Here is an 18232-nt window from a genome sequence, read left to right on the forward strand (position 1 = left end):
CAGAGAGAAAGTGCCTGGGTCGGCACCTTCAAATCATCAACAAAATAAAATGAATTTTTAACGCAGCGTCATGACTCTATGAGCAACAGTGGCAGGTTCCGCAACTGCGTAAAAAAGCGTACCTCGATAGAAATCCATCAAGTCTTTTTTAGTAAGCTTTCCCCCACATACTGTTTGTAAGTTTGTGAAGGCCAGAATTTGAAGTTGTTTGAGTATATATTGCCCTATTTTACTTGGACCAGCTACAGGATGTTTTTTTTCTATTTCGTCAGCAAAGGCTATAATATCCTTCTTCTCGATCTCATCACGTCCCATCATAATTTGATCTACTACCCGTTCCACAAGCCTATCATGTACTTCAGAATTGGGTTTTGATTGATTTTCATTAAAAGCAGTTGTATGAAACAGCGGGTGTTGTAATTTATGCACCTGCTTCACGGGAGGATTGAGTTGTTGTGTACCCATAATGCCCCCGCCCATAACCAGGCACGTCATTCCAAAAGCAGAGAGTGCATCAAAGCCTAAATCTCTAAATCCTTGAACAACATTTAGAAAACCCAATGTGGAAGTATTATCGGGGTCAAAAAAACTAATATGACGCATTAAACCCGTCCGGGAAGCTAATTTGTCTCTCACATAGGCTTGAATCGCTTCACGATATTCTTCGGGATGGAGCCGGGCTTGCTTTTGCAAATATTGTGATAATAAGTCTTCTGATTGCATATTTTCCAATGCTGCCCGAAAAACTCTCCCCAAAAAAGGTGATTTGCTTTTCACGGAAGATGCGGTCTTCTCTGATTGGGCAGGTGGTGAATTGTTTGCAAAGAGTCTCATGTTTTTATCCTCTATAGTTAAATATACGATTGGCCTCGAAAAAGAATGATGAAATTTGACTCATTCTGCTAATCGATTAAGCCGTTAAGTATAATAACTTACAAAAGAATGCAGGTATAGATAGCTCCTCTATTATTCCTTACCTATCCATAAATGGGTTTTGCCCAATCATCTTCATAACATGTTGTACCTTCTTTATCTCTATGGATGTATGAAGCATCAATAATTTTAGTATAAGGATGTTTGTTAAACAGAGTTTCCGATGAGCTTAAAACAAGATCTTTTAACAGTCCTGTTTTTGGTATTTCGGGATTGGATTGGAAAAAATTGTTCATAAACTCGGGGTATAATGCAAATAATTCTGAAATACTTTTATTAAAAGGATTATTATTCCCGCTGTATTGATCATAAAACTCTAAATAAGCCCTGGTGTAAGAGCCTAAATCGTTTATCTCTTCTTCCTTTTCAATTTCTTGGGTGTATTTCTTTCTTAAAAGTGAAACAAGCTCACGATAGATTATACTAAACGCGATTAATGCTTCCTTATCATCGGGTGATATACTGAGGTAAAAAGGATTAACCCATTCACTGCTGGGAGTCGAAAGTTTTTTGATGCTGCAAAAAGGCACAGCCAGCGCTAAGTGTTCTTTTTCTCGCTCCATTCGGGCAGGGAAGTTAAATTGATTTTTATAATAACTTGCATGGACATCTACACTGTATCTTGAAAATAAAGCGGGATTGATGGTAATAAAGAACCCATCCCCCCAGGATAATCCAATTTGGGGATCTGCGGTCATACTCACCATATGAAAATCACCAGACAAATTAGTTAATTTGTGCAATCTGATTTGCTCCATATTCACTACCCCAGGGAAATGTTGACCAAAAACTCCCAGGACAAGGGTGGGCAAAAGAAAAAACAGCTTTGCAACATCTTTATCACCCCGGTATAAGGTTTCAATTGCAGATGAAGTATTTACAACATCTGAAAACTCCACCCCCGAAGACATTTTTTTATGCTTATGGAAAAACTCAGGTGATTTGGTGTACATAGGCACTTGGAAGGCATACAGTGTTGCTCAATAATACATCATATTGTTCTCATAATCAAAACAAAGGTTATTTTAGGGATTGCTCTGGTAATGCAGTTACTCTTTATTTAAGAGAAATAAGCGCATATTTATAAGGAAAATCTATTGTAAAATCAGGAAAAATTACTATAAAATTCTATGGATTTCCCTTAAAAAATTAAGGCTAGTCAGTACGAAAATTAAAGGAATGCGTTTTTATCAAGGATTATTGTCAGAGTATATGCTTTTTTGGTGTTTATATCTTTTGTATAAATTGACCAATATCAAGGGTTCCATTGCAGAAAAATTAATGTAATTGGCTCGTTACATAGAATTTAGTCATTCCATCTTCAAACTCATACTGAATTCTTAGAAATGTGTTCCCTTCAAAGCTTCAAAAAGAATTTTGAGGCGAAGTATTCCAAGGAAGTGTTCAAATAAAAGGATTTATCTATGTCAGGTGATATAAAAAATGAAATTCAAAAATTAAAAAATAAGTCCAGACTTCAAGAGCTAAAATATAAAAAAATGAAGGATAGCTTTATTTCCCTAAAAAAAACACATGTTGAGGCAGAAAAAACATTTAAGGAACTTTATGACTTTAATCCAACTATAATCATTACCATTAACAGAAATTTTATTATTAAAAAGCTTAATTACAGAGCAGCTGTATTTTTCGGTTCTGAAAGAACTCTGTTAATTAATAAATCTTTTTTGAACTTTATCAGATCAAGTTCAAAACTCCTTTTTAAAGAAAAGATAAGTAATTTATTAAATAATCAAATCAACCAGACTCTAAATTTAAATTTAATCAATTTAAAAAAAGAATCCATTCACGCTACGGTGACGTGCAGGGTAAATTCGGATAATTTAATCCAACTTTATCTTTTTAACCTTTCACGAGAACCCCAGAAAATTTTTAATTATGAAATTGAACGATCGTTTACATTAATCAATAAACTTTTTGAAGGAACAAATGAAGCTTTAGCGGCATTGGATTCTGAATTTAATTTAAAAATTATAAATGAATCATTTACCTATCTGTTCTCCAAAATAATTGCAAAAAAGATATCGGTAGGAATAAATCTGGTCCAAAGTTTAAGTGAGTTTCCAAAACTTCAATCTAAAATTTTCAATGCATGTACCAAGGCATTAAAAGGGGAAAAAGCTTTAGAAATCATTGAAAATTCCTTTACTAAGGTTAATGACTTTTTTTGCTTTGAGCTTACCATCTATCCCTATCTGAATAAAAATGTGTTACTTATTCGAATAAAAAATCTCACCAATTATAAGATAGAAGAACGTCTTAAACATCAATGGCAAGCTGAAATAGGTCTATCCTGCAGATCAAGCGCCAAGGAGGAAATGGCTTCTGCACTTGCCCATGAAATTAATCAACCCTTATCAACAATAGTTACCTACAGCCAGACCTGCCTGCTCTTGATAAAGCAAAAATCAACGAATGAAATTTTACCTAAATTGATTGAAGCGTTAGAAAAAATATCCATGCAAGCAGAACTTGCAGGAGAAATTATCCATAATATGAGGACTTTAAGGCATAAGGATCATTTATATAAAGAAAAAGGAAGTATTAATGAAGTGATACAAGATGCCATCTCCCTGTTACAGTATGAGTTATTAAATTTTAAATTGGATATAGTTTTAAACTTACAGGAAGACCTTCCATTAATAAATATTAATAAAATTCATATTATGCAAGTTCTTTTAAATTTGGCCCGCAACAGTATTGAAGCTTTTAAAAGCAGCAACATCACCTGCCCCCAATTATCTATCGAAACTAATTTCCACTCTGAAGAAATTATTGTACACATTCGGGATAATGGACCGGGGATTCCAGCCGAATACTTAAATAAAATACTTAACTCATATTTCACCACGAAACCTCATGGAACCGGTATTGGTTTGGGGATTTGTAAAACGTTAATCGAGCAGCATGGAGGCAAACTCAATGTTCATTCAAATATGGCTTATGGAGCATGGTTTAGTTTTACACTTCCCATTAATTAGGACCGAAACAGCATGAATCAATCTAAAATTTTTATTATCGATGATAATGAAGAATTATGTGAATCGTTACAATTTTTATTTAGTACCACATATGAGCTTCAGCCTCAAATTTATTATAACCCCCAGGTTTTTTTAGAAGAATTTTCGCAAGAGAATACCGGATGCCTGATCGTGGATATTTTTATGCCTTACATGAATGGCCTTGATCTCATTAAAAGGGTTAAAGAAATTAACAAAAAAGTCAAGATTATCATTCTTAGTGGTAATGGAGGAGGCAATACGGCCTCTAAAGCCTTAGAAGCTGGGGCTGATGCATTTATAAAAAAACCCTTTGGGATTTCAGAACTTTTAGACAAAGTGAGTGCATTTTTAAATAAATAGAAAGTGATACAGGGTTGCCGGCTGGGCGAATCTGATAAGTGATCTCATTAATCCTATAAAACATCATTTGAAATTGTTTAAAAATCCAGTAAAACCATAATTGATTTATTGACCAGGATATATTTTACTCATTTTAGGTTCTCACAGTGATGAAATCGCTATGTCCCAAAATAATTCGTGCTACGGACTTAATCTGTTGCCTATATATTTGGATATTATTGAGGAACGCTTGGAATCAGCTCTTTCTCAACTAAAAAATCTGCAGCAAATGCAGGTACCTTCTCAACCATTAGACCCAAAAACTCTTGGTGGGATCATTAAGTACCATGAGGCTCAAAAGATAAATAACCAAACCTGCTTTGAACAATGCAAACAATGGCGTAATGATAACCCAAACGAAGAGCAGCTACATCAAATAGCACATATTGAGAAAAGCGCAGCTAAACTTGAGTTGGTGGCTCAGGAAATATTAAAATCTGCAGAATATATCAAAGGTAAAAACAATAATTTAATACAAGAAATAAATCGTAATTGCTCAGAAAGGAAGACCCTAGTACGAAAAGGAAAACCCCCACACAGAAAGGAAAACCCCAATATCTTTTAAATAAAAGCTCAGTAAATATAAGCTATATTTAAAAAGCATTCTCATTAAAAAAGGAATTTGAATATGAATTTAATCGTATTAATAGTATTAATTATACTGATTTTGGCATTGCTGCCCACCTGGCCCTACAGCTCAGGCTGGGGATATTATCCTAGCGGCGGCGTAGGACTTATTCTTTTAATTTTAATTATTGTCTTGCTTCTACGAGGGTGACCGTTAAATCCTCATTCCTGCAATCAATTTTTAAATGATTTCCTCTTCCCGAAATAGTTTAAAAATTGATTGCAGGAAAAATCTAAATTTAAACCCAACTATTATTTTTAGTATCCTGTTTACTATTTCATCTAATCCCTAATTCTTTCCTTTAATCATGAGGTCTTCTTGCCATCTGGTGCAAGTGAGTTTAAAGCTTTTCTGGGCTCTATCTCATTAATGAAGGTGTGCCAGCTGAAATTACCCTCCTTAACTCAGGCTTAAAGATTATAAAGTTAAGGCAGATGAGGATAAGAAATTCGCACCTGCCTTGCAGGACTTCAGGGTTATTTATTAGTGCCAGTATTAGTATCAGTTGGACTCGTTTTTGGCGTCTCTACTGTAGTTTTATCGGGTTTTGGAGCTTCTATAGTAGTACTGGGGGCCTCTTTGGTTACAGAGGTAGTTATAGAAGAAGGATTTGTAGCTGTTGTGGTAGCAGTATTTTGATTAAAGAAATAAAAAAGTATAACAGCTACAAGAATAACAATTACTACTATAGCCACAATTGCAACACTATTACTTGAATCATCGTTTCTAGCCATGGCAATCTCCTATAGTTCAGGCTATCCATATTCAAAACTAAGCCTTATTACTTAATCCTAATAAGTATAGGATAAAAATTTAAATGGGTTACACAGAGAATCGTGCGGATAGTAATTTCAAGTGTTTTGTAAAAAAATGAAATTTATGGGTGATGCTATATATTGGGACGTACTTCCTGCTTAACATCTGTAACAAGAAAAGCATGTGCTTCCCTATTCAGTTGCCCCTGCGCTTGAACCATAATTTTATCGAAGGTACCTGTAGCTATCTTTCCACTCTTGGGATAGTGTTTTTGATATTTTTTATGTAAGTCTTGTTGTCCTTGGGCAAGAATTTTTGAAATTTCATTTAAATCATTTCCATGGCCCTGCGTGTCAAGAGCGTTTAATCGGTTATAAATAACAAATGCTAATTTTGTTTTTTTAGGTAAAGTAAAGCGGGGAAGCTCAATTACTGTTGATAAAACCCTGTGTACGTTCTCTAAAAAGGTATTTAGTTTATAGTATCCCTCAAATTTTTTCGCGATATCTTTCGCCACACTTGTCTCAGAATAACCAGGGGCATTTAACTCGTTTATCGATCTTAATAAATTGGGCAGGGTGTGTTTTTCCTTTGAGAAATAGTAGTAAGCGGTTCTCATAGTATCATGCATAAATACATCATCGTGATCACTTGAAACCTGCAAGGCTAATGAAAGACCCATAACTTTTGATTTGGCGGCTTTCATTCTTTCCATATAATTCAAATTGGTATCGTCTTTGATGGCATCCAGTTCCTCAAGGACGTGTTGAATAAGTTCTTTTTGTTTTAAATGAAGTGATGAATGCTCCAGGTAGCTATTAAGGAGACTCTGAACTTTATCTATGTATTCAAACGTATGACACACCTTATCTAATTGGCCATATAAATAGGACTTCTGGTGCTCGCGAACCTCAAGAAATTTAGACACAAGCTGTATCTTCCTTTTTAAATTCGGAATTGCTTCAGCATCAGTCAGGCTCTCTGTTTCTTCTAAACTTTCCTCCAGGCTTCTTACAGCAAATTTGATAGTTTCTGAGTTATTTTCCTTAAGATGTTTTTCATAATTAATTACGGTAATTATCGCTTGTTCCAGGAACGACCGTTCATCATCTATCAAAGTCGCTCCCAATGGACGTCGAAAATAATGCACCACTTTCCGCGGTGCTGGTAATGGACCCGCAGTAATTTTATGGACATGGCACAACTTGTTGTAAAATCCCTCATTCTCGGATTTTAATTTATCTAACTCTGCGCGCACAATTGTTTCAGTGACTTGCTCCCCTCCATAAAACCTTTTGTATATATTGGGGTACAGTTTCTCAAACAATTCGCCATGTTCCTGGTTAACAAATAAACGGGGATCCTGGGTGTAATGCTTATAATTAGTTAAAATAGTGCGCGTGTTAAGGGCAGTACCTTTGGAATAGAACCACCAGGAACTCTGCATTTCATTGTAATGTTCAAACCGTTCCTGAGGGGTTAATTCTTTGCCTTCCTTATCCTGAAAGTCTTTCCAGTTACTATCCATAACAATCTTTTGGGATGGAATGGGAGCAGACGCGTCCAAACTGTCTGTTTCTCGGCAAAAACGATAGAAATCATCATGCAATAATTTGGGCACATGATTCGTTTCCTCATTAGGGGTCAACAACATCGCTTTACCATGCCAGCCCGGGTAAACCTTAATAGAGACCTTTGTTGTATGCGGGCTGGCAAAAACATACCTGTTTCTATCTTGAGGGTCAAAACCAGGTTTATATTCATGCAGCATCAGCGCGGTGTCAAGTCTTTGTACATTTCGGGGAATAGTATAAGAATTCGGATCATTGGCCCGGCCCGGGCCTGGTACATGGTCAACCAAAAATAAATTCACTTTAACATCTGGATACAAAGTATCCAGCAAATTCGCCAATCTAACACAAGCATCAGCACCTCGGCTATATCCGTGCAAATTAACTGTTTTAGGCATTTCTCCATTATTATTATTAATAATTTGTTGCAAAAACAGTGTTGCTTCAAATAATAAATCATCCATTCCATCGCCAAGCAAACGGCCAGTTAATCCTTTCATAGTGTCTTTTATGCCGGCCAGTATTTCGTCTGTAACTCTAACTTTTCTGTTACTCACAGGATCGTATACATAGCGACCCGGAGTAGGATGCTCGGCACAAGTTGGATCGGGCACTGAACCCACGCCATCGAACAAATGCGTTGCAACCGTCGAGTCCGCTTTGTTCGCGTTGGAAGCAACAGCATTATGAAAAACCGTCATTGCATCTTGATATTTGCTGCGATGACAGTCGGTGCCTAAGAAGAAAAAGCTTACTGTGTCTTTCATTTTTTGTATATTTAATTACCACACAGCTATATAATAGCACAGTTAACGTATTAACTGAACTCTTTATTTACACTTTGATCATTTGTATGACATTAAGATTTATCGGAAAATGAAATTCGCACAGCTTTGGGGTAAAAGATTGTGACGTAGGCAAAGCTAGAAAAATAAAATACCTTACAGTAAATATAGCTGCCGCCCTTTAATAGCCCAGTCTATAAAACTGAGTGTAATCAAAACATTGTGCAAGTTATGAATCCGAAATTGAAGGTTCTCATGAGTGACATCAAATTAATGGAGCAAAATGATGAGTTTAATTTGTGACAGGATTTAAGGTGAGGGAAAAAATTTATGCTACCCTAATAAGATATAAAATGGACTGGGCAAGTGAGTAATTTAACAGGGAGTTTATTATGCCGGCAACGCGTATAGAAAAGGACAGTATGGGGGAAATTGCAGTTGATGCGGACAAGCTATGGGGAGCACAAACACAACGTTCCCTCCAGCACTTTAGTATCGGCCGCGATTTAATTCCCCAAGAGATGATTACAGCCTATGCCTTTTTAAAAAAGGCTGCAGCAATAGCGAATCATGCAAGTTCCCGTTTAGATGAAAAACAAAAACAATTGATTATCCAGGTTTGTGATGAAATTTTAGCAGGACAACATCATGAGATGTTCCCTTTACATGTTTGGATGACTGGGAGCGGCACCCAGTTTAATATGAATGTCAATGAAGTCATTGCCAATCGTTGCAGCCAGATCGCAGGGACTCCATTGGGAACTAAAACACCCGTTCATCCCAATGATCATGTAAATATGGCCCAATCATCTAATGATTCTTTTCCCTCCGCAATGTATATTGCTTCCGCCCTGCAGGTAAAACAACGGCTGCTTCCTGCACTCCACGCATTATCTAGAGCAATGCAAGTCAAAGCCAAAGCCTGGAAAGATATTGTCAAAATTGGGCGCACCCATATGCAAGATGCGACCCCGTTAACCCTAGGCCAAGAATGGTCAGGGTATGTAGGCATGCTTGATGATAATCTGAACCATCTCGAGTCTGCACTGCACAATGTTTACCATTTGGCTCTAGGAGGAACAGCAGTTGGTACAGGATTAAATTCGGCACCGGACTTTGCAGAAAAAGCAGCTGCAGCGATTGCAAAGCTTACCGGGCTGCCTTTTGTGAGTGCCTCCAATAAATTTACAGTACAAGGAGCGCATGATGCACTGGTACAATTATCCGGTACATTGCGTACCATTGCTGTTTCTTTATACAAAATTGCAAATGACATCCGTATCCTTTCCTGTGGTCCGCGAGCAGGCTTTGCTGAACTTAAAATTCCAGCTAATGAACCTGGATCTTCCATCATGCCAGGAAAAGTCAACCCCACTCAATGCGAAGCACTTACCATGATTTGTGTGCAGGTTATGGCAAATGATGTGGCTATTGGTTTTGGTGGGGCAGGAGGATATCTGGAAATGAATGTGTATAAACCACTTATCATCTATAACCTCATCCAGTCAATTACCTTGCTCACCGATGGCATGACGAATTTCCGACAATTTTTAATAGAAGGCACCGAACCTAACCTAAAACAAATTCAGGCATTTGTAGATCGCTCCCTGATGCTGGTTACCGCATTATCTCCGGTGATAGGTTATGATAAAGCCTCCGCAATCGCACATTATGCTATGGATCACGATCTTTCTTTAAAAGAAGCAGCATTGCAATTAAAGTATATCAGCGAGGCTGATTTCGATCGTATCGTGGATCCCAAGAAGATGGTGGAACCTTATGTCTCTCGCAAATAATAAGGTTATGCCTCTGGGGCAGCAGGCAGAGATTATCTTGGCTTTTGCAAAAGTGCTTTTTATCAATGGACAAACAACGACCCAGGTAATTCGTGAAGCAAAGAAAATAGCCAAGGTATTGCACCTGCATATCTTACTTGTACCCCGATGGGGAGAATTGTGGTTGCAAGTAAAAGACTCTTCTGGAAAGCAATTTGAGTGCTTTACAGTCACCGATCCAGTGAGCGTGCATATGGGTAGGGTCATTGCAACCATGAAAGTTTTAGAAACTTTTTATCAAGGAAAGAAGACGCTGACGCAATCATATGAGAAGCTGAAACAAATTAGCAATCAACCCCCTTCCTCAATTTGGCTGTTTACCCTGGCAGCCGCTATGGGAGCTGTGGCACTGGGTATGATTTTTGGTCTTAATGAATGGGCAGCTGCTTTATTGATTTTTTTCAGTGCTGCTTTGGGTGCATTAACTCGCCGCTATTTGGCCAAAATTACCGCAAACCTGTTTGTTCAACCTCTGGTGGCCGCGAGCATCGCAGGAATTATTGGGGCAATTGCCGTACATTATCATTTAAGTTCATCCTTGCGCCTGGTCGCTTTATGTCCCTGCATGGTACTTGTTCCTGGCCCACATTTTCTTAATAGCGCCCTGGACTTTATCCATGGTCGAATGCACCTTGGAATGGCACGTTTGGCTTTAGCCGGGTTGATTTGCGTGAGCATTTCTTTGGGAGTCTGGGTTGGCATGGCCCTTTTGGGGGTAAACTTGCCCGTTGATCCAGGCAGGCAACAAATAGTCCCCCTCTGGCAGGATATGATTGCTGCAGGGATTGCGATTATAGCGTACAGCATTTTTTTCTCATCCCCGTTGCGTCTACTGGTTTGGCCCATGGTGATTGGAGTGCTGGCACATATGCTGAGATGGCATGCTTTGGTGCATTATGGTGCCAGTATCGCAACCGCTTCTTTTCTGGCATGTCTTTTCGTAGGCGTAATCCTAACCTTGGTTGCCTATAGAAAACGGATGCCTTTTGCTGCATTAGCTTTTGCTGCGGTGGTTTCTATGATTCCAGGTGTGTTTTTATTCCGGATGACCAGTGGAATAGTTGCTTTGACCCATAGTCAAAATATTACCTTTACTTTATTAGGTCAAACTATTTACGATGGTTTAAATGCTCTGGTTATTACAGTTGCCATCAGCTTAGGATTGCTTGGACCAAAAGTAATATTGGATAAAATGGCAATTAAAAATTAGAGTAGGCCTAAAATCCGTCTTATGCTTATCTTTCGTTTAATTTCAATCCGAAGAGTTAATCCCGTTTGCCAGGCAAACGGGATACCTGCTTAAGGTTTTTGCCAAATAGGGGCTCCGGTATGTCGGTTAAGGCAGGTAATATAAGTTTTTGTTCCATTACGATCTTTAGAAAAAATAAAAACATAATCTCCAGCAATTTGCCAAGATAATATTTTGGCGTGGAAAGGAACATTCCACAAACGAACACCAGCATAAGTGTATGCAGTAACATGATCCTGGCTATCAAAAGTTGAAATAGCCATTACCGAATCAGGGGTAAGCTTCATTCGCTCTTGTTGGAAATCATAATCTTCTGTGGGGACAGCTGCAGCATGAGTGATTAAGGTTGTTGAAAACAACAAGCCAAAAAACATCTTTCGAAACAATTCCATATTAAAACCTCTTGAATTAATGAAGTGAAACGCTTTGCGATCTCGTGAAGCGTATGGATAATTTGATTCATGTATCAAAAAATCCTGGGGGAAAATACAATTTTTCTCCATTTTTGTAAACAATTGATGATCAGACCATTCAATTGCTTGTAATCAAGAAAGCAGATAAAAAATTATAAATAAGCAGAATGTCGGTGGCGTTTCAGGTATTATTTCGCGTTGACTTCTACCGTCTTAGATTTCTTCTTGTTTGAATTACCTGTTTATATCTGTTTTGACTTTAACCCAGAGAGAACTAAGCGCTGGCGAATCATCATCAATATACCCTTTACCTCCTCCAGTTTCAGAAGTCCGCACATAATCAGATACGTCAAGACAGCACAGGATATTGAAATGAGGAGAGAAAATCCTCGTATCCAGAATGAAGGATGATAGAGGAAATTTGTTCCATAAATAGAGATACACTGACACACTAACCCTAATGTTGCTGAGGCAAGGGCACAACGAAACACGGTACTGAAAAAATACATATTTTGTAAATTATGCAAACGAGCCATGATGACATACAGTATTAAAAAATTTACCGTGGCAGAAATTGTTGTAGATAATGCGAGTCCGCAATGCCCCATATTCAACTTGAAAATTAAGAAATAATTCGAAAATATGTTTAAGATGATGGTTGCAAAACTGACAATCATGGGAGTCCATTTCTTATCAATGGCGTAAAAGGCAGGCGAAAGTACCTTAATGGAGGAATAGGCTACAAGCCCCAAAGCGTAATATTGCAATGCATAAGCAGTTTGTAATGAATCCGCGGCATGGAATTTTCCATGTTCATAAATGAAATTTATGATGGGGTGAGCGAAGAACCACAGCCCCACAGCAGCTGGCATGGTCAAAAACACGGAGAGGCGAAGCGCACGTGCCAGGGTATATCCAAATTGAGAATGATTATTTGTTGCGGCAAGCCGGGATACAACGGGTAAGGTAATAGTCGCAATAGCTACTCCCAAGACCCCTAATGGGAATTGCATAAGCCTGAAAGCGCTGTTAAGCCATGTCACTGCCTCTTTCCCAAGATAGGAGGCAAATCCTGAGTTAATGAGTACATTTATTTGCACTGCACTTGCGGCGATCACCGCTGGAATAGTTAAAATTAAAGTGTTCCGGACACCCGAATCAAACCATTGAAAATTAGGTTTAAAGTGAAAACCAACCTTTCTTAGGCTGGGAAGTTGTACTCCCAGTTGTAAAAGCCCCCCTATCACCGTTCCAATTGCTAAACCGATGAGTGCCTTCTCTCCAAAAGTGGGGTCAATAAACCACCCGCACAGAGCACCGCCAAGAATAGAGCCAACATTAAAAAAACTGGAAGCTAAAGCGGGCATGCCAAAAACATTTTTAGAGTTCAACATCCCCATTACAATAGCAGCAAGAGATACGAGTAAAATGAAAGGAAACATCAATTGCGTGAGGAACACTGTTGTTTCAGCATCCTTTGCTGAAAACCCAGGCGCTAAAATAAAAATGATGTATTTGGCAAAAAAAATTCCAAGGAGGCATAAAATACTCATAAAAATACTGGTCAATGTAAGCATTTTTGCCGCCAGCTCCCATGCGGAATGCTCTCCTTCAGTTTCCATTTTTTTAGAAAAAACAGTAATGAAAGAAATGGAGAGCGCCCCCTCTGCAAACAAATCCCTCAAAAGGTTTGGTGCCCGGAAAGCAATAAGAAAAATTCCCATAGAAGCGCTGCCAAACAAGGCATTAAATAAAACCTCGCGAATTAGTCCCAATACCCTGCTGCACATAACAGCAAGGGCAATAATCCCGGTTGCCTTGATATTTAATTTTTTATCACCGCTCATGTTTATCCACGCTTCATAATGAACATGGATATGATAGCCCAAGACTCCTAGGAGGGATACTCCGTTATAGCTAATAAAAGAACGCCCTCCTTTACTTACCCTCCCTAGTATAATTTTTATTCTATAATCATAGGGAAAATAGAAATTCAGGGAGAATTAGTAGCATTTAACTTTTATGGAGAAAAATCATGGGATACATCATTGCATGGTTGTTGGGTGTTCCAGTGAGTATATTATTATTAATCTGGTTGATTTCTCACATTTAATATAAGGATACCTATATTATGGACAATCAAAAATGCTTTAAAACTACGTTAACCAGTGTTCATTGGCCTGCAATTATTGCAGGGGCTTTTGTGGGTGTAGGATTGGGGTTTTTACTCAATATCTTTAGTATGGCAATCGGATTGAGTGCTTATACCTCATCAGCTGATAATGCGCTTACTGTTTCCATCGGCGGCGTATTAGGTTTATTAATAGGTGTTATTGCTTCCATGGGGGTCGCCGGATTTGTTGCCGGCTATTTGGGGCGTTTCTATCATTGCTATTGCCATGGTGGAGTATTGTATGGGTTTATTACCTGGAGTTTGGCATTAATGTTGAGTGCTTTATTGATTATGCCATTGACTCATTATGTTTCATTTTACCAGGAAAATTTAGACCCTAATTTAGCTCCCACTCAGATTTCTACAGCTGATGTGAATGTTTCTGTAACTTCGCAACAAAATCCCACGCCTCAAAAAATGTTGAATGCTAATCCCAAACATTTAATGTGGAGTGGTTGGATACTTTTTATTTTATTTTTCCTGGGAGGAGTATCCAGTTGTATCGGTGCATGTTATGGCATGCGATGTGCTAAAGAAGAAAATAAACTTTCCTTATAAAGACTTTACAATTATGGGATAGTTAAAAAGGTAGGGCTTTTCAGCCCTACCTTTTTATATGTGTTATAAAATTTATAATTTCCGCAGGCTTTCAATTAGCGTTTTACAATGCTTCGACATTTATTTCCTTTTGCAATTAAAAAGACATAGCTATCTTTTTTCAATCGATGCGAACCACAAGAAACATCTTTTCCGTTAGGTGAATTTTTTCTATAACCAAACGAATAGACGCTATTAACAGGGCCCTTCCCTGTGTAAGTTTTACCAGAACCTCCTATTTTTTTACCATTGACTGCATAACCTATCCCCGCGGCATTTTGATCATTTGTAGTTACTGTCACATTGATGGTGTTAGCAGCAAATAAAGATGACGATCCGAGCAAGCAAAACCCTAAAATTAGTTTTTTCATGTCTCCTCCTTAAGGCACTCAAAAGACGATAAAATTTGCTTTGATAGATTGATTCTAACCCAAACTCTTCTGTTTCGTTCCGGTTGAATGGTTCATTTCAATAATCTGGTTTAGACAGTAAGAGGTTATGAAACTTTCCAAGCTTTTTAAAAGAAGCTGGACCACATCTTCCAGCTCCTTGATTCGTCTTTACTTGACAAGCTTTTAATTAAAAATTCATTATTTAGTGTTTTGTAGTGAAGTCTTTAACGACTCTTTCAGCTTCATCTTTTGAATAACCGTAATGTTTTTGGAGTTTTCCAAAAATTTCCTGATGGTTTCCTTCGATAACTTTAAAATCATCATCGGTTAACTTACCCCAGGTTTGTTTCATTTTACCTTTGATTTCTTCCCATTTTCCTTCAAATATATCCTTATTCATTTTACTCTCCTTTATTGATTACCAAAAAAATAAATGTAAGTGTTTCTTTTTATTTGCTTAATTCACAAGTAATTTTGGTACAGTCCCGACAGTTTTTAGCAGCAAAAGCAAAAGATTTTTCTGCAGAGCCTGGAGTATGCGCCATTTTGTCGTCCGCAACCCTATCTTTGTAGTTATCGGCACTGCTGGCATTAGTAGTACAAATCCAATTAGATTTCATATCAGTAGGTTCTGTAGCGAAGCAAACACAAGAACCTAGAAGTAAGACACCCATAATTATCTTTTTCATAATCTTCCCTAATCTCAATTTATGTTGATGAATCTTAAAACCTTCAAGTAATACTTAAAAGAAAAGGCCATTACGTCTTCTTTCTGCCGGAACCACCAGGCTTCTTACCACCACCATCCTGTTTATTTACAGTTGCCCATGCACGCCGTTCCGCCTCCTCCTTGGAAACACCTTTTTTTTCATACCCTTCTTCTATATGTTCGGCTTTTCTTTTTTGTTTGTCTGTGTATTTGGATTTATCTCCTTGAGTCATTTTATTCTCCTTTCATGAATCCCTTAAGAAAAGATAGGCAAAAAAAGCCTAATTCTCAAAAAATATAAGAAAAACTTTCAAGAAAAATGGGCCAAAAATTTGGAAAGGATATTTGCAGCTGAAGTATGATGCTGATGTAATATATGCTGATGCATCTGATTCTTCATTGCTTTCCATAGACTTAAATTAACTCACCTTAATATAGATACGGGTTTATTGAAAATCCATTAAGGTTTTCCATTGCGCGGCAATGATAGGCGCCCCGCCCTACAGTCATGACCCAATACAAAAACACCGAGGTCTTCAAGCCCAGATCAGAAAATCCACCTGCTTACCGGTATTTTTAAAAAATATCGGCGTGCGGTTGGCAGGGCTTTCAATCAGCCATTCCATTTTTCTTTTATTTCCAGGCAGAAAAATTACTCAAAATTATTATTTGAATAATCGATTACTTGAAGTTCATGTTCCCGATTTAACAAGCTCTCAGGAATCTTGCCCGTGAATTGATTATGATCTAGCCGTAGTACTTGCAAGTTAGCGATGTGGCCAATGTCACCAGGAAGGATGCCAGTGAACTGATTATGCTCCAGACGCAATGTTTTAAGGGAATCGAGTTGGGTAATTGTAGCCGGCAGAGCCCCGGTGAAGTGGTTATGTCCCAGATAAATATGTTCCAATTGCTTTAAATCGCTTATTTTAGAATGGATGGCACCGGATAGGGCGTTGTTAAATAAATAGAGTTCTTTTAAATTCTGAAGCATATAAAGAGACTCAGGAAGAGCGCCGCTTAATTCATTATCATCAAGGCGTAATATTTCAAGTTGGTGTAAATTTCCAACAGATGTCGGAATCCCTCCCGATAATTTATTGACATGCAAATCAAGCCATTTCAAGTTCTCAACCTCACCAATACTCTCAGGAATCTTCCCGTTGATCTGATTGGATTTAAGCCAAATATTTTCAAGTTTTTTGCATTGGCCAATTGTCGCAGGAATAGGTCCTCCGATGTGGTTAAAACTTAAATAGAGGGTTTTTAGCTCCGTTAAATTACATAAAGTATCTGGCAGTGAGCCTTCTAATCCATTGTCATAAAGTTGAAGTTCCGTTACATGTCCATTGTTATCACAAATTACTCCATGCCAATCACAATACGGAATGGAGTCAGAAAGCCAATTATCTTGCCTAATCCAATTTGAACCATGGGTTGCTTTATAAAAATTCTCAAGTTCTAACCGTTCTTGCGGATAACTGACATCTGCAAATAGACTTTTTGACATTAACGTTGCCCCGATGCCTAGCAAAAATGCTTTTTTACCGGACGATTTGAGTAGTTTCGCAAGATTATTGCAAAAGGAATGAATCATTAAGTGGAAAGGACTTTTATATCAAAACATCAGAGCAGTATAAATATTAAACAGTTTGATGTCAAACAAGAGAACAAAATCGAGCCTGATTTACAGAGGGTTTTATCCTTTTCCATTTAGAAGAAATCCCAAATACATTCCAGAGGACTCTAAATAAAACATCTCTTCTAAATGGAAAAAGACTTATTCCTAGCAGCTATTTATTTGGCTCTTTGCTAATCGTGATTACCCAATCCGGACCTGAACCGATGTGATACGATTTAGCGAAGTCCCCCTGATTTTTTGCAATTGCCAAATTCAACAAACTGTTTAAATAAAGTAAGTTTGAACCCTTTGGAATTTCGTTGAACGTTTTTTGATAAGTTAGCGTATCGGAGTATTTTTCAATTTTATTATGAGATATTGTCACTTTATAACGTTCATTAATTTTAAAGCCATATTCCTCCAGTAATTTTTTATCAATATTGGTCCAAACGTTTCCGTATTGGGCATCAAGAATTACGATTGTTCCCCGTAATTTGTTATTTTCAATGACAGGTTTTTGATAAGGAAGTTTTATCACAGGTGCTTTCAACACAGGACCAACTTCTGAAAACGAAATTTTGCCGGAAGCCAATTTTGCTGCAGTATAACCATACACATCCCTGCCAAAAAAGGTATGTGAAGCCGTTGATCCTTTTAAACGGTTCCTGGTTTCATCTATTTCCCTAACTTCTTTGATCCCAAAAAAATCATCAATGAGGGTCAAGGTGCCATTATCTGGAGTTACAAAATATTGGCCTTTATTCGTGAGGGCAACCACTGAGCGGCGTTTGGTTCCAACACCGGGATCAACCACACTTACAAATACAGTGTGTTCAGGCCAATAGGGGGCGGTTTGATAAAGGCGATAAGAGGCCTCCCAAATATTATAAGCAGGTATTTCGTGGGTCAAATCGGAAACGATAAGTCCACGATCAACGGTATACATCACTCCTTTTACTTCACTGACCGCCCCATCCTTTATCCCAAAATCACTTTGAAACACTACAATACCTGACTTGGCCCAGCTAATCGATGAAACAAGAATTAACGTTAACAAGTAAAATAGGGTATGGACTTTATTATTTTTTCTCATTGAGCGTACCTCCTTTTATTTTTAGGGTCCCTTACAATAGCACCCGTTACAATCCAAT

19 protein-coding genes are annotated in these 18232 nt (G+C 37.8%); 7 read left to right on the forward strand and 12 right to left on the reverse strand.

All coding sequences use genetic code 11. The features are described from left to right. Positions 1 to 57: 57 nt before the first annotated feature. Together KYQ_RS07105 and lart1 are read right to left on the reverse strand one after the other, a co-directional pair. A complete protein-coding gene (locus tag KYQ_RS07105; RefSeq protein ID WP_010653252.1) occupies positions 58 to 834 on the reverse strand; it encodes a caleosin family protein in 777 nt (258 codons plus the stop codon). 143 nt (positions 835 to 977) lie between these two features. After that, positions 978 to 1886, reverse strand: a complete 909-nt coding sequence (gene lart1, locus KYQ_RS07110; RefSeq protein ID WP_019349786.1) for an NAD(+)--arginine ADP-ribosyltransferase Lart1 — start codon at positions 1884 to 1886, stop codon at positions 978 to 980. A 471-nt stretch (positions 1887 to 2357) separates the two neighbouring features. On the opposite strand from lart1, the gene KYQ_RS07115 reads away from it, so the two are divergent. The 4 genes from KYQ_RS07115 (at position 2358) to KYQ_RS18870 (ending at position 5130) form a co-directional block, all read left to right on the forward strand. Then, positions 2358 to 3932 (forward strand): sensor histidine kinase, encoded by a 1575-nt coding sequence (locus KYQ_RS07115; protein WP_010653250.1) that lies wholly within the window; start codon positions 2358 to 2360, stop codon positions 3930 to 3932. A gap of 12 nt (positions 3933 to 3944) precedes the next feature. Further along, the gene (locus KYQ_RS07120; protein ID WP_010653249.1) at positions 3945 to 4313 is read left to right on the forward strand and encodes a response regulator transcription factor; all 369 of its coding nucleotides are present in this window, start codon (positions 3945 to 3947) and stop codon (positions 4311 to 4313) included. A gap of 208 nt (positions 4314 to 4521) precedes the next feature. Further along, positions 4522 to 4917, forward strand: coding sequence for a hypothetical protein (locus KYQ_RS07125; RefSeq protein WP_231294625.1), 396 nt, complete (start codon positions 4522 to 4524; stop codon positions 4915 to 4917). A gap of 63 nt (positions 4918 to 4980) precedes the next feature. Next, entirely contained in the window at positions 4981 to 5130 is a 150-nt protein-coding gene (locus tag KYQ_RS18870; RefSeq protein ID WP_010653247.1) for a DUF3309 family protein, read from the forward strand. 326 nt (positions 5131 to 5456) lie between these two features. Here KYQ_RS18870 and KYQ_RS07135 read toward each other — a convergent pair whose 3' ends face one another. Continuing rightward, on the reverse strand, positions 5457 to 5714 hold the full coding sequence (locus KYQ_RS07135; RefSeq protein WP_010653246.1) for a hypothetical protein: 258 nt from the start codon (positions 5712 to 5714) through the stop codon (positions 5457 to 5459). Positions 5715 to 5869: 155 nt separating this feature from the next. Then, positions 5870 to 8074, reverse strand: coding sequence for a DUF5621 domain-containing protein (locus KYQ_RS07140; protein ID WP_010653245.1), 2205 nt, complete (start codon positions 8072 to 8074; stop codon positions 5870 to 5872). Positions 8075 to 8484: 410 nt separating this feature from the next. Between KYQ_RS07140 and fumC the strand changes: the two genes are divergently transcribed. After that, positions 8485 to 9888: a class II fumarate hydratase gene (gene fumC, locus KYQ_RS07145; RefSeq protein WP_010653244.1), complete on the forward strand. Its 1404-nt coding sequence runs from the start codon at positions 8485 to 8487 to the stop codon at positions 9886 to 9888. Then, the gene (locus tag KYQ_RS07150) at positions 9872 to 11137 is read left to right on the forward strand and encodes a threonine/serine exporter family protein (protein WP_010653243.1); all 1266 of its coding nucleotides are present in this window, start codon (positions 9872 to 9874) and stop codon (positions 11135 to 11137) included. Before fumC ends, KYQ_RS07150 begins: the two co-directional genes overlap by 17 nt. Positions 11138 to 11226: 89 nt before the next feature. Here the strand turns inward: KYQ_RS07150 and KYQ_RS18260 are convergent, their stop codons facing one another. Continuing rightward, positions 11227 to 11568 carry a hypothetical protein gene (locus KYQ_RS18260; RefSeq protein WP_010653242.1) on the reverse strand — a complete coding sequence of 114 codons (342 nt, stop codon included), beginning with the start codon at positions 11566 to 11568 and terminating at the stop codon, positions 11227 to 11229. 263 nt (positions 11569 to 11831) lie between these two features. Further along, positions 11832 to 13436 (reverse strand): murein biosynthesis integral membrane protein MurJ, encoded by a 1605-nt coding sequence (gene murJ, locus KYQ_RS07160; RefSeq protein WP_010653241.1) that lies wholly within the window; start codon positions 13434 to 13436, stop codon positions 11832 to 11834. Positions 13437 to 13720: 284 nt separating this feature from the next. Here murJ and KYQ_RS07165 point away from each other — a divergent pair, with 284 nt between their 5' ends. Further along, positions 13721 to 14320 carry a hypothetical protein gene (locus KYQ_RS07165; protein ID WP_010653240.1) on the forward strand — a complete coding sequence of 200 codons (600 nt, stop codon included), beginning with the start codon at positions 13721 to 13723 and terminating at the stop codon, positions 14318 to 14320. Positions 14321 to 14415: 95 nt separating this feature from the next. Here KYQ_RS07165 and KYQ_RS07170 read toward each other — a convergent pair whose 3' ends face one another. From KYQ_RS07170 to KYQ_RS07205, 6 genes are all read right to left on the reverse strand, one after another. Further along, complete coding sequence (locus KYQ_RS07170) at positions 14416 to 14730, reverse strand: hypothetical protein (RefSeq protein ID WP_010653239.1); 315 nt, start codon at positions 14728 to 14730, stop codon at positions 14416 to 14418. Positions 14731 to 14953: 223 nt separating this feature from the next. Continuing rightward, positions 14954 to 15151, reverse strand: a complete 198-nt coding sequence (locus tag KYQ_RS07175; protein ID WP_010653238.1) for a CsbD family protein — start codon at positions 15149 to 15151, stop codon at positions 14954 to 14956. 49 nt (positions 15152 to 15200) lie between these two features. Further along, on the reverse strand, positions 15201 to 15440 hold the full coding sequence (locus KYQ_RS07180; RefSeq protein WP_010653237.1) for a hypothetical protein: 240 nt from the start codon (positions 15438 to 15440) through the stop codon (positions 15201 to 15203). 70 nt (positions 15441 to 15510) lie between these two features. Further along, positions 15511 to 15693, reverse strand: coding sequence for a hypothetical protein (locus tag KYQ_RS07185; RefSeq protein WP_010653236.1), 183 nt, complete (start codon positions 15691 to 15693; stop codon positions 15511 to 15513). Positions 15694 to 16112: 419 nt separating this feature from the next. After that, positions 16113 to 16970: a leucine-rich repeat domain-containing protein gene (locus tag KYQ_RS07200; protein WP_010653235.1), complete on the reverse strand. Its 858-nt coding sequence runs from the start codon at positions 16968 to 16970 to the stop codon at positions 16113 to 16115. A 283-nt stretch (positions 16971 to 17253) separates the two neighbouring features. Continuing rightward, complete coding sequence (locus KYQ_RS07205) at positions 17254 to 18174, reverse strand: SAM hydrolase/SAM-dependent halogenase family protein (protein ID WP_010653234.1); 921 nt, start codon at positions 18172 to 18174, stop codon at positions 17254 to 17256. Positions 18175 to 18232: the final 58 nt, after the last annotated feature.

It is taken from the genome of Fluoribacter dumoffii NY 23 (assembly GCF_000236165.1).
Lineage (GTDB): Bacteria > Pseudomonadota > Gammaproteobacteria > Legionellales > Legionellaceae > Legionella > Legionella dumoffii.